The sequence below is a fragment of the Puniceicoccaceae bacterium genome, assembly GCA_040224245.1.
Lineage (GTDB): Bacteria > Verrucomicrobiota > Verrucomicrobiia > Opitutales > JAFGAQ01 > JAKSBQ01.
Genome location: JBEGIR010000068.1, coordinates 14,093 through 25,770 on the forward strand (window position 1 = coordinate 14,093; position 11,678 = coordinate 25,770).

General features: G+C 55.5%; 12 protein-coding genes. 5 read left to right on the plus strand and 7 right to left on the minus strand.

The window, feature by feature from the left end; translation table 11 throughout:
* Window positions 1-37: 37 nt before the first annotated feature.
* From ABQ298_10960 to thrC, 5 genes are read left to right on the plus strand one after another with little or no spacing between them, the layout of a single operon-like run.
* Window positions 38-394, plus strand: a complete 357-nt coding sequence (locus tag ABQ298_10960; GenBank protein MEQ9824893.1) for a ribosome-binding factor A — start codon at window positions 38-40, stop codon at window positions 392-394.
* Entirely contained in the window at window positions 387-1,406 is a 1,020-nt protein-coding gene (locus ABQ298_10965; protein MEQ9824894.1) for a bifunctional oligoribonuclease/PAP phosphatase NrnA, read from the plus strand. Before ABQ298_10960 ends, ABQ298_10965 begins: the two co-directional genes overlap by 8 nt.
* 19 nt (window positions 1,407-1,425) lie before the next feature.
* Window positions 1,426-2,151: a tRNA pseudouridine(55) synthase TruB gene (truB, locus tag ABQ298_10970; protein ID MEQ9824895.1), complete on the plus strand. Its 726-nt coding sequence runs from the start codon at window positions 1,426-1,428 to the stop codon at window positions 2,149-2,151.
* A 34-nt stretch (window positions 2,152-2,185) separates the two neighbouring features.
* Window positions 2,186-3,406: an aspartate kinase gene (locus ABQ298_10975; GenBank protein MEQ9824896.1), complete on the plus strand. Its 1,221-nt coding sequence runs from the start codon at window positions 2,186-2,188 to the stop codon at window positions 3,404-3,406.
* A 57-nt stretch (window positions 3,407-3,463) separates the two neighbouring features.
* Entirely contained in the window at window positions 3,464-4,834 is a 1,371-nt protein-coding gene (thrC, locus tag ABQ298_10980; protein MEQ9824897.1) for a threonine synthase, read from the plus strand.
* 13 nt (window positions 4,835-4,847) lie between these two features.
* Here the strand turns inward: thrC and ABQ298_10985 are convergent, their stop codons facing one another.
* The 7 genes from ABQ298_10985 to ABQ298_11015 form a co-directional block, all read right to left on the minus strand.
* Entirely contained in the window at window positions 4,848-5,822 is a 975-nt protein-coding gene (locus tag ABQ298_10985; protein ID MEQ9824898.1) for an FAD:protein FMN transferase, read from the minus strand.
* Between the two features lie 78 nt (window positions 5,823-5,900).
* Complete coding sequence (locus tag ABQ298_10990; protein MEQ9824899.1) at window positions 5,901-6,725, minus strand: DUF4198 domain-containing protein; 825 nt, start codon at window positions 6,723-6,725, stop codon at window positions 5,901-5,903.
* 4 nt (window positions 6,726-6,729) lie between these two features.
* The gene (locus ABQ298_10995) at window positions 6,730-7,260 is read right to left on the minus strand and encodes a DUF2271 domain-containing protein (protein MEQ9824900.1); all 531 of its coding nucleotides are present in this window, start codon (window positions 7,258-7,260) and stop codon (window positions 6,730-6,732) included.
* 25 nt (window positions 7,261-7,285) lie between these two features.
* Window positions 7,286-7,927, minus strand: coding sequence for a PepSY-associated TM helix domain-containing protein (locus ABQ298_11000; GenBank protein ID MEQ9824901.1), 642 nt, complete (start codon window positions 7,925-7,927; stop codon window positions 7,286-7,288).
* Between the two features lie 118 nt (window positions 7,928-8,045).
* A complete protein-coding gene (locus tag ABQ298_11005; protein ID MEQ9824902.1) occupies window positions 8,046-9,491 on the minus strand; it encodes a hypothetical protein in 1,446 nt (481 codons plus the stop codon).
* Entirely contained in the window at window positions 9,488-10,462 is a 975-nt protein-coding gene (locus ABQ298_11010; GenBank protein MEQ9824903.1) for a glucosyl-3-phosphoglycerate synthase, read from the minus strand. Before ABQ298_11010 ends, ABQ298_11005 begins: the two co-directional genes overlap by 4 nt.
* On the minus strand, window positions 10,452-11,621 hold the full coding sequence (locus tag ABQ298_11015; GenBank protein MEQ9824904.1) for a peptidase: 1,170 nt from the start codon (window positions 11,619-11,621) through the stop codon (window positions 10,452-10,454). The genes ABQ298_11010 and ABQ298_11015 overlap by 11 nt, the downstream gene beginning before the upstream one ends.
* Between the last annotated feature and the right edge of the window lie 57 nt (window positions 11,622-11,678).

Consider the following 11,678-nt stretch of genomic DNA (forward strand, 5'->3'; position numbering starts at 1 on the left):
CAAAGCGCAACGGAAGGCTTTCGTCATGTCCAATCGAATGGTTAGGGTCAACTCGCTGGTTCACCGCGAGATCAGTCACATCATCCACACCGAGTTCCAGGTGGAGTCCGTCGGCATCACCATCACTGAGGTCGATATCGCCCCCGACCTGCGGGCCGGGCGTGTCTATTATTCCGTGCTGGGTGGACCCGAGCAAATCAAGGAAGCCCGCAAGTTTTTCAAACGCTTTGCTGGTCGCATCAAGTTCCTCATGGGCAACGCGGTTATCCTGAAATACACTCCGGATCTCACCTACCACTACGACGATTCGCTCGCACGAGGCACTGCGCTGCTGCAGTACATGGACGAAGTGGAAGTCGATGAAGATCCTGCGGATCCCAGCGACCATGAATGACCTCCACTACGCACAGTATTCGAATGCGGTTGCCCGACTGATTCCCCAGCTCAAGGGTCAATCGGTGGCAGTTCTGGGTCACATTCGCCCGGATGGTGACTGCATTGGCTCGCAAGTGGCACTGTGTCGACTGTTGCGCAGTCAAGGTGTGAATGCCGTTGCCGTGAACCAGCATGCAGTGCCTGCCAATCTGCAAACCTTCGTCGCCGATACTCCCTTTCTGGGGGCAGATGACACCCAGGATCTTCGAGAGAGTTTCCGAATCGCCGTCGACTGCTCCGCTCACAACCGCATCGGTCCCGCATTCATGGATCGCTTCCCAACCGTGGACTTCTGCGTGGACCATCACGTCTCCAATACCGGATTTGCCACCGAAAACTGCATCGACCCACACGCCTCTGCCACCGCAGAGATCCTCACGGGCATTGCGCTTGACCTGCAGCTGCCCATCGACGCGATCACCGCGCAGGCACTCTATGTGGGCATTGCCACGGATACGGGTCAATTCCGCTATGCGGGCACGACCGAACGCGTTTTTCGCTTTGCAGCAGCACTGGTCCAGGCAGGTGCCAACGCCAACGCAGCCGCCCACGCCCTCTACGAACGCGAACGCGAGGGCCGGCTTCGCCTGCTGCAGCACTTTCTGCAAACCCTTCAGTCGCACGAAGGCGGGCGTCTCATGTTTGGTAAAATCTCCCAGGCCATGTTTGCACAGACGGGTACCCAACGGGAAGATACCGAAGGCTTTATCGACTACGCGCGCAACATCGATTCGGTCAAAATCGCCGCTCTGCTCGAACAGCAAAAGGATGGTTCCGTCAAAGGCAGTCTGCGCTCAAAGTCCGCTGCCTACAAGGTCGACCAACTCGCGGCACGCCTCAACGGAGGCGGTCACGCCTGCGCTGCAGGGTTTCACATGCCCGATGCCTTTGATACCTTTGACAGTACCTTTGTTCAGATGGTGAGGGAACACCTGGCGACGCTTGACCTTTCCGAAGCCCCAGACGCTTGAATCCATCCTTCCGAATTTCATGCAAACCGAACACGAATTCAACGGCATCCTGCTGATCGACAAACCCTCGGGCATCACATCCCACGATGTAGTCGACCGGGTGCGCCGCACCTTGAAGATGAAAAAAGTGGGCCATGCTGGCACCCTTGATCCCAATGCAACTGGATTGATGATGATCCTGGTCGGCAAGGGCACCAAGGCGTCCCAGTATCTGATGAGCATGGACAAGACTTACACCGGAACCATCCAGCTCGGCCTCGAAACCGACTCCTACGACATCGACGGTGAAGTGCTTCAGGAAAGCACTCCCGCTGCCATTGACGAGGCGATTCTGCTCGAGCACATGCGCTCATTCATTGGAGACCAGTATCAGAAACCTCCCATGTTCTCCGCTAAAAAGGTCAAGGGTGTGCCGCTCTACAAACACGCACGCAAGGGCAAGGAAGTCGAACGGGAGGAACGCCTCATCCGCATCTCCGATTTTCGCATGCTGGCCAATCGCTTCCCCCACCTCGATTTTGAGATTGCAGTGAGCAAGGGAACCTATGTTCGCTCTGTTGCCCACGATCTCGGAAAAAAACTGGGGACCGGAGCTTGCCTGACCGCATTGCGTCGCACACGCATCAGCGATTTTTCGATTGAAAACGCAGTGGATTTGGATGTTCTGGCAGAGTTGAGCACGACAGGACTCAAGAGCCGCATCATCCCCGTCTACAAGGCAGTTCCCTCTTACGTGCTCTCCTGACTACTGCAACCACACTTACGGATCACCGATCACCATGGCACTCATTGTCCAGAAATATGGAGGAACCTCAGTCGCCGATGTGCAATGCATCCGCAACGTCGCACAGCGTGTCAAACAAACCCGCGACATGGGCAACCAAGTCATCGTTGTGGTATCAGCTCGTTCGGGAGTCACCAATGAGCTGATTGCGCGCGCGAAGGCATTGAACCCCCGTCCCGATCCGCGCGAAATGGATTTGCTGCTCACCGTGGGCGAGCAGGAAACCATCGCACTGCTCGCGATGGCACTGCACGCTCTCGGAGTGCCCGCCGTCTCCCGCACTGGCTACCAGGCAGGTTTTGTGACGGATGATTCCCATACACGCGCTCGCATACAATCCATCAGCGGTGGTGACATCACCGAACAACTCGATCAGGGAAAGGTCGTGATTGTCGCCGGATTTCAGGGTATTTCCATCAACGGACAGATTACCACGCTCGGTCGCGGGGGGTCCGATCTCTCTGCAATCGCGATCGCAGGGGCACTGAAGGCCGATGCCTGTCAGATTCTCACCGACGTCGATGGGGTCTACACCGCCGATCCTCGTATTGTTCCCGATGCGCGAAAAATCGAGGCCATCAACTACGAGGAAATGCTCGAACTCGCGAGCAGTGGCTCCAAGGTCATGCAATCCCGCTCCGTTGAATTTGCCCAGAAATACAATATTCCGTTCGAAGTCAGATCCAGTTTCAACCAGCAACCCGGAACCATCGTGAAAGAAGAAGTCACCCTTTTGGAAGGCATCCTGGTCACAGGCGTCGCCCTCGACCGCAACCAGACCCGCATCACTATCTCTGAACTGCCCGACCGTCCGGGCACTGCAGCCGAGGTGTTCAAGATCCTCGCTGACACGGATGTAGTGGTGGACATGATCGTACAAAACATCGGTCGTGCCGGTGTCGCCAACATCTCCTTCACGGTATCCCGGGATGACGCGGACCGGGCCGAACTCGCCATCCGCAAGTTCTACAAGAAGAACACTTCGGACGAATTTGTCACCCAAACGGAGATTGCAAAATTGTCCGTGGTCGGGGTGGGCATGCGCTCCCAGCCCGGAGCGGCGGCCCGCATGTTTGCTGCCCTTGCCGGTGTTGGAGTCAACGTCATCATGATCAGCACCTCCGAAATCAAAATTTCCGTCGCCATCGAACCGGACACCGCCGACGAAGCCGTCCGTGCGGTGCACGCGGCCTTTGACCTCGGCAAGCGGGATTGAGAGATACGCACCGCCTCATCGTCCATCTGCCAGCACTGACTCTGTCAAATCCGTTTCATGAACTTCATCAGCACCCGTGGTCAATGCGAACCCGTTGGCTTCTGCGAAGCCGTTGCCCGGGGTCTTGCCCCGGACGGAGGACTCTACCTGCCTGAGAAACTGCCCGATCTTTCGAGCTTTTTGCCAGAGTGGAAGACCCTGAGTTATCCGGAGTTGTGTTATGCCTTCATGCGGCAGTTTGCAACGGATCTTCCGGCGCAAGTTCTGCGGGAGGCAGTTGATGCAGCCTATGCCGGATTTTCTCACGAGGACATTGCCCCGGTTCGCAAGCTCGATGATCAGTGCTACGTCTGCGAACTCTTCCACGGCCCGACACTGGCTTTCAAGGATTTTGCATTGCAACTGCTGGGCCAGCTCTACGCTTACCAAATTCGCAACTCCGGACATCCCATCACTGTGCTGGGGGCGACTTCGGGGGACACTGGTTCAGCCGCCATTCATGGATTGATGAACTTGCCGGGGATGCGGCTGTTCATCCTCTATCCCAAGACAGGCGTTGCACCGTTGCAAGAGCGTCAGATGGCCTGCACGGGTTCGGAAAACGTATTTCCCATCGCGATTGACGGCTCGTTTGACGACGCCCAGAAATGGGTAAAATCCCTCTTTGGTGATACGGCCTTCAAGGAGCAATATCATCTATCCGCGATCAACTCGATCAATCTTGCGCGCGTCCTGGCACAGTGTGTGTACTACCTTTACGCCTGGTTTCGCATTCCGGAGGCAGATCGCTCCCGACTGGAAGTGGTCGTGCCCACCGGAAACTTTGGCAATGTGCTTGCCGGGTGGTTGCTCAGTCACATGGGTGTGGACATTCCGCACTTTCGCATTGCCACTAACCAGAACGACATCCTGTTCCGTCTCTTTGAGAGCGGAGTCTACGCAGTGGATGCCGTGCAACCGAGTCTGGCACCATCAATGGACATCCAGGTGGCCTCCAATTTCGAACGCTTCCTTCACTATCGACTGAATGGAGATGCCGTCCGGCTCCGCGAAATCATGAGCACATTCCTGCAATCCGGTCGCTTCGAATTTCCGGAATTTGCAACGGACCGCTTTTCCGCCACACGTTCGGATGATGCCTCAATTCTGCGCAATATCGCCACAGTTTATGAACGTTTCGGCTATGTGATTGACCCTCACACTGCCTGTGCCTTTGAGCAGCCAAATCCCGATCGGGTACAGCTCATCATGGCGACGGCCCATCCCGCAAAATTTCCGGACGCGATTCACAAGGCAATCGGAATTGAGGTCACCCACCCCACCCTTGATGCACTCAAGGATCTTCCCGTTCGACGCTATGAACTGGAGAACAAAGTGCAGTCGATCCGTGCTTTCATCAAAGCCAGCATCGAAGCATCCACCCACTGATCCAGTCTCGCTCCTACTCGAGTTCGAACAGTTTTTCAATGGTGGGACTCCGGAACAGTCTCAAACTGCCATCCGTTCGCTCACACATGAACACCGCAGCCAGTTCATGCTCGCGGGCAAATGCAAGTCCGGTGTCGACCCCCATCACCAAAAGCGCAGTCGCCCAGGCGTCTGCATCCATGCAGCGCTCCGCAAACACGCTCACACTGCGTAGGGTTGAATCCCGCAGCTGCAGGGAACGGGGATCGATGACATGGGCAAATCGCACTCCACTGATTTCACGGTAACGGTGGGTATCACCCGAAGTTGCGACTGACATGCCGCTCAAGGCCACTTGCAATGTGGAGCGTTTCCGTCCGGGAGTCTCCAGCTCGCACACCCATGGTAGTCCATTGGTGTGACACCCAAACGCGCTGGCATCTCCTCCAATCTCGACAAATGCACCCGTTGCACCGAGCTGCCGGAGATGTTGCAGGGTGCGATCCACTGCCCATCCCTTGGCGATGCCGCATAGATCCAGCTGCAACCCACCGGGTTGATAGAGTCGTCCCGATTCGCACTGAAGCTCTGCCAGCCGATGTGCATCGACGATGAGTTGATTCAAATCCGGCGGCTCTGCACCAACTGGGCGCGCACCAAAACCAAGCTCTGCAAGCGTGTGCCCCAATCCAGGATGAAAGGCACCGTCACTTCGGCGATGGATATCGAGTGACCGTGAAACCACCTCCATCATCTCCGGACTCATGGGCACCCAGGTTCCCGCAGGTGCGTGATTCCACTGGCAAATTGCGGAATTCGGATCCCACGGACTGAATTCCGCAATCACCCGCTCAAACACGCTTTCAATGTGATCCCGCAGGGCCTGCGCTTCCATGTCCGCAATGCCCGCGACGCGCGCACTCCACGACGTGCCCATGGTATCGCCCGAAAACTGCAACTCACGACGCGACCCCGCTTGCACGGCCCGCAGTTCACCGTAGTTGAGCATTCGCGGAACCCAGAATCCAGAGTTGCTATGCTCCGCTGCTGAAGGTGTCGATTCGATCACATCACGCGTCATGAACGATCACTCGGGAAATACTTCAAAGGTGCGCACGTAGGTGTAGCTTCGCTTCATCGCGATACCATCGATCTGTGTGGCGTCGAGGCGCAATGCCCCCTCCATCCAATAGCGACCCGCTTTCGGGAAATGTACCTCGATCCATCCGTCAGCGTCCGTCACAGCGGTGATCGCCTCGACCTGGTTTCGAAAGCGATCATTGCCACGCACAAAGGTCAGCTCCAGCTCCGAAACGGGTGCACCATCCTGGAAAAAACGCCAGCGCACGGGTTCCCCCACAAACAGATCATTGGGGTGCGTCTCCGGCAGAAGCTCCAGACCCTCACCCTCAAGTTCAAACGCATCGATATCCGCAGGTCCCACCACAACTGAAGTTTCGATTCGGCTCAAACTGCGGAAAATCTCAACCCCGGGTTTGTCCGCAATACCTTCCGTCTTCAACTCCTCCAGAGTTCCCCGCCAACGTTTATTCTCTTCCCCCTCCTGCCAACGGGCAAACAGTGTGCTGCCCTTGCGCCGGATATGGTAAGTCCCCTGCTGCTGCAGGTTCAACTCAAAGGTGGTGCGAATCTTACCGCGCTGGACAAACTGTTTTTCCAACAGAGTACCATCCGGTGCAAGCACCTCAATCGACTCCGGTGGCATGGCCACATGATTTGCAAAAAACAGATCATTGGAGATCGCCGCATCAACACCAATCCACAGATCCGAACCCGAGATTACGGAGGTCGATGGAAGAATCCACTGTCGATGCGCCTGCACCGAAAGTGCAAAAAAGGGAGCTGTCAGCAGTAATGCGAGTGCAAGTTTGAGAGATGGATAATGTTTCATGAGATTAATTCAAGCTCAGGGTTACAGTTGCGATTTCGTGACTTCCCGATTCCGAGATATTCACAGCTTCAGTCGCGTTCAAAGGCAGAGGAAGACGCAGTAGCTCCCTTCCTCCAACCTCACGGGCGACCTCCACGACGAGTTGATAGGTTCCGGGGCTGAGATTGAGAAAGGATGCCGATTCTGAATCAAATCGAAGTTCGTGTCGCCCCGGAGGGCGTGTCGGGCCAGTCACACCATCGACCGGCAAGCTCAGATCACGACCCGATTTGCGCCACCACTGGCGCAGGTCCTTGAGCCATGTCTCCCCTTCCCGGTTTCGTAACTCCGTGTCATACCAGACGGCAACATTATCAACCCACTCTCTCCGTTCATTTTCGATCCACACCGCCACATAGGGTCGGTGGTACTCCGCAACCTCAAGCTCGGGAAGCTCAATCTCGATGCGCAGTTCTCGCTGGGTTGCTGCTCCCAATGCGCCGGGCAGTGCCAGGAGCGAGAGCGGTCTGCAAATGGATTTGATCAATGCATTCATGGGAAAAATCAAAGATGGGAATGGTTCAGTGCACAAAAAAGAGCAGCAGGACAGCAGGGATCACCACGCCAGCCGCCACCACTGGCCACGTGCTCGGTCGGCGTTTTGCGTGCATGGCCAACAGTAGCAGCCCCGTAAGGCAAAACACCACACACGCAACCGAAAACACATCGATGAAGACCGACCACGCTGGCCCGGTATTGCGCCCCTTGTGCAAATCATTCAGGTAGGCAATCCAACCCCGCTTGGTCTTCGCAAACTCCCACTCACCCGTTTCACGGTCGATGGTCAGCCAGGCGTCAGAACCTGGCTGCGGAAGGGCCAGGTAGATTTCATACTCCGACCATTCCGCTACCCTGTGATGCAGGCGCATATCGATGTTGCGCTCCAGGTAGCGTCGCAGCTCCTTGGGTAGTGGAGCATCCATCGAAGCGGATTCGCCGTCCCACTCAATGCTCGACATCAAGGCAGCGGGCAAGGTTTCCCGGAGTTCCACCTTTGTCAATTGTGCCGGAATCGATCCCGCGTGATTCAGCGTGATCCCGGTAAATGCGAAGAGGACCATGGCCACCAGACAGATCGCACTGCTCACCCAATGCCAAAGGTAGAGCTGCTTGGTCCATGTACTTCGCCACTTGTTGCGTTTTGGTTTGGAAATTGACGCCATGAAAGCAAGAAAACGACCACCCTACCATATTGGGGTCGGGCAAATCCACCCCGGGAGGGAGTAATCACCACTCACAGACGGAGTCTTTTCGATTCTCCGGAGCAGCTGGTAGTCTCGCTCAAGTTCTCAGTGGCAAGAAGCGTTCCACAGAGAAAAACGCATCCAGCACCCTCTCGGTATCCGCATACCCAAAGTCTCCTCCCGGATCAGACGACAGGAGCTGTTCGTACAACTCCCTGAGGCGCATACCATAAGCTGACAGACCCAATTCACGCTCAATCAGCGCAGCATTGCTGTCAATTACCTGCCCGGACTCCGGTTCATAGTTGAAGTGATCCCGAAAATTCACCTGAAGCGCATAGTCTGACTGAACGCTTTCTATCACTTCCCGTTGCGCAATTTCATCCAAGCGGGCAAAATCAATTTTCATGCCCTGCACTGAATGCGCAATCCACTGGTCCATGCAATCGTCCGCAGGGCTGCGATCATAGCGATCATGGAAGGATTTCATGGCTGTCTTCAGTCGCGACCGAAACTCATCGAAGCGAAAAATGGTGAGCGGCACTGGTATCGAATCATAGAGGCGATTAAACTCGATTCCCAATTCACGAAAATCCCGGGTGATTTCGGGTAAATCCCTCCCAACCAACGTTTTGCCATATACCCATGGCTCGAGAAATCCCAGACCAAATCCTTCCGCCACACTTGTGCTGATCACGGCATGGGAATGATCGAGCACGGAATCAAAAGGAAGACCATAGGATTCGCACACCTCAAAGTTGACGTGCAAATCCAGCTCGGATGCAAAATCCTTCCACTGTCGATAGGACTCTTCAAAATCTTTGCTGGTCGTTCCCAATGTTGTCATGAACAACAACCGTTTCGAGGGAATGGCAGCATGCAGAAGCAGCTCCCCGAAGTTTTTACGGCGCACCGCGCGCACCGGGTAGAGAATGATCTGGTCCAGGCTGGGATTTCCAACAGAGTCCGCATCGTATTCCAACTCCCGGATCAGGATCGGATTGGGCAGCCAGTGCAGTTGTGACTCGGGCACGCCAGCAGCTCGCAGCACTTCGTAGTCTCGTCGATTGAGCACTGCATAGTGGATGTGCGAGGCAACCGGATAGGCACTTTCGGACTCCAGGTGGTCCTCTCTCATCCGGTAGTTTACCGGACGCCCATCCTCCGCAAAATCATGGACCTGCAGCACCAGGCGACATCCTCTGCGCGCGAGTTCGATGATCGCATCGGCCATCTGCGGGTTTTTCCCAAGGCTGTGATTGTGAATGTGCCAGAGTTCCGGATCGTGTCCCAAAAACTCACGCGCCGCCGACTGAAGACGATCCGCCAGTAGGCTTGGATTTATCGCCTCATCCGCATTGCCATACCCCAGTCCCGGAACGACTTTGCAGGGCACCCGGCAATCCTCGGGCGGTTTTTCGCCACAGAGTGCCACCACATCCATCGGCAACCCTACCTGAGAGAGTGCCTGCAGTCCGTTTTCAATCACACGTGTGACACCGCCTCGTTTCAAATGATAGTGGACAATCGCAATGCGCATCATGAGATTCCAAATTTTTCCCGATATTCCGGAATCTCAATCATCGGAGGACGTTCCTCTTCAAGGATCTCAAACGTTACCTGCTCGTAGCGATTCTCCTGGGCTTGAAACTGACGGTAGATCGTCGCGAGTTCAGGCATTTGACCCATCATGCCATAGGATTCCACACGATTCAGAAAACTCTGCAAAATGCCAAAAGACATTTTGCCCAGAGAGAGCGTTGTCTGGTTGCGATGAACACGCTGATCGAGATCCGTCTGGGCAAAAGCGTCCAGCCCCCATTCGCGGTACACATCGAGGATGTGCGAAGTCTCCACTCCGTATCCGATGGGAAAAGGAATTTTTTCCAGCACCATGCGCCGCACCGCGTACTCACCTGAGAGGGGCTGAATCAGCGCAGTCAACTCCGGAAAAAACAGACTGAAAAGGGGGCGTACCAGAATCTCGGTCACCCGTCCTCCGCCACTCGGACGAATGCCCGAAGAAAAGGCAAGCGGACGGTCGTAGAACGCCTTCACATAATGCACTTCATCCCGATAGATCAGAGGGGCCACCAGTCCGTAGACAAAACGGGGATGGATGTTTTTGATGTCAGCATCCACATAACAAAGGATGTCCCCTTCGAGTTGATGCACTGCCTTCCAGAGATTCTCTCCCTTGCCCCGCTTGAACCCGGTTTTGGGCAGAATCTCTGCGGATAGGTAGGTATCCGCTCCAAACGACGAGGCCACTTTGAGAGTGTCGTCCGTGGAACCGGAATCGATGACTGCGAGTTCGTCGATCAGAGGGTAGCGGTCCATCAGCTCCGATCGCAGGATCACGATCTCCTTTCCGATCGTCTTTTCCTCGTTCAGGGTAGGAATGCACACGGAAACCTTCAGTCCTTTTTTCTCCTTTTGCCTGATGAGTTCCTTGATGTCCCAGAACTCACCATGGTGAAAGGTATTGCGCTTGAGCCAGCTCTCAATCTTCATCACAAATCCCCCTGTCAATTGCAATCAGCAGTGCGACCAGCTGCGTCAGACCATCAAAGATCGGAGCAATCTCGGCACTCTCGCCCAACTCATGCACATTCGAACCTTGCGTCAGACCCACAGTCACCGCCGGGATCCCCTTGTCCACGAAGGCACTGAGCTGTCCCGTTGAGGGCGCAATGCGCGGTTTGATACCAAAATGTTCAACGATGGTTTTCACCGTTTTCACCAGGGGATGACTGTAGTGGATTCCACCCATCTTTCGCCGGGCCACCATCTCCAGCCGGATTGTGGAGTCTGAGGCAAAGTCGATCTCATCGACGATGTCCTGTATCATTTGGGTGATCCAGGAGATCCGGCCTGGTTCCTCACTGCGCACCTCAAAGCGCAGATTCGCTCGAGTGGCTTCCGTGTTGTAGGCGTTGCCACCATGAATGGAACCCAGGATGACGGCAGTCTTGGGTTGACTCGGCAGCGGGATTTCCATGATGCGTGACACGATGCGGTTGAGAATCGCGATCGCTCCACCGCTTCCAAAATGCTTCCAGTCCCGACGTTCTGGCGCCACCACCGAAATTTCTCCACGAAACATTCCCAGCGAGCTGTAACTCAGGCGCCCCAAATGCACACCACGCACCACCACGCCCGTGCGAATCGGGAACTGAGTATGATCGAGAAAAAAACGCAGCCCTGCAAGGTTGCCTTTGCCGAGGCTTCGGGTTTCGGCCATGAGGACCAGATCATCCTCCAGCTGAAGCCCCAATCGCTCCATCAGCACTGGCAGGGTGGCAATCGCCGCCAATCCAATGGCATTGTCGCAAATCCCCGGACCGATGATCGCATCGCTCGATAGCGTCATCGCGTGGTCAACCGAAGACTGGATGTAGGAATCTGCATTGGCGGAGACCAGGATCTTGCGCTTGCCACTGCGCCCCGGAATCACCGCAACCGCATTGTCCATCTCGTCAATCGAGATCTTTTCCAGACCCGCCTCGGTGAAGCGATCCCGAAGGAAGGCGATTCGCCGCTCCTCCTGAAAAGAGGGTGCGGGAATCTCTCCAATCATCACCGCATTGGCCAGCATGACCTCACGGATGCCAGCTACCTGAGCTTTCAACCCGTGCATAATGCGTGTCACTTCGGTGTTCCTCTCCGCCATGCACAGACTATAGAGCTTCTTTGCTGCACTTGTCTAGTTGCGAATCCCGGAAGCGTC

Excerpts from the sequence above, each read along its gene's own strand:
- truB (MEQ9824895.1), top strand. The coding sequence starts at position 1,426 with ATGCAAACCGAACACGAATTCAACGGCATCCTGCTGATCGACAAACCC.
- ABQ298_10995 (MEQ9824900.1), bottom strand. The coding sequence starts at position 7,260 with ATGAATGCATTGATCAAATCCATTTGCAGACCGCTCTCGCTCCTGGCA.
- ABQ298_10985 (MEQ9824898.1), bottom strand. The coding sequence starts at position 5,822 with ATGCTCAACTACGGTGAACTGCGGGCCGTGCAAGCGGGGTCGCGTCGT.
- ABQ298_10975 (MEQ9824896.1), top strand. The coding sequence starts at position 2,186 with ATGGCACTCATTGTCCAGAAATATGGAGGAACCTCAGTCGCCGATGTG.
- ABQ298_10965 (MEQ9824894.1), top strand. The coding sequence starts at position 387 with ATGAATGACCTCCACTACGCACAGTATTCGAATGCGGTTGCCCGACTG.
- ABQ298_11010 (MEQ9824903.1), bottom strand. The coding sequence starts at position 10,462 with ATGAAGATTGAGAGCTGGCTCAAGCGCAATACCTTTCACCATGGTGAG.
- ABQ298_10990 (MEQ9824899.1), bottom strand. The coding sequence starts at position 6,725 with ATGAAACATTATCCATCTCTCAAACTTGCACTCGCATTACTGCTGACA.
- ABQ298_11000 (MEQ9824901.1), bottom strand. The coding sequence starts at position 7,927 with ATGGCGTCAATTTCCAAACCAAAACGCAACAAGTGGCGAAGTACATGG.
- ABQ298_11005 (MEQ9824902.1), bottom strand. The coding sequence starts at position 9,491 with ATGATGCGCATTGCGATTGTCCACTATCATTTGAAACGAGGCGGTGTC.
- thrC (MEQ9824897.1), top strand. The coding sequence starts at position 3,464 with ATGAACTTCATCAGCACCCGTGGTCAATGCGAACCCGTTGGCTTCTGC.
- ABQ298_11015 (MEQ9824904.1), bottom strand. The coding sequence starts at position 11,621 with ATGGCGGAGAGGAACACCGAAGTGACACGCATTATGCACGGGTTGAAA.
- ABQ298_10960 (MEQ9824893.1), top strand. The coding sequence starts at position 38 with ATGGTTAGGGTCAACTCGCTGGTTCACCGCGAGATCAGTCACATCATC.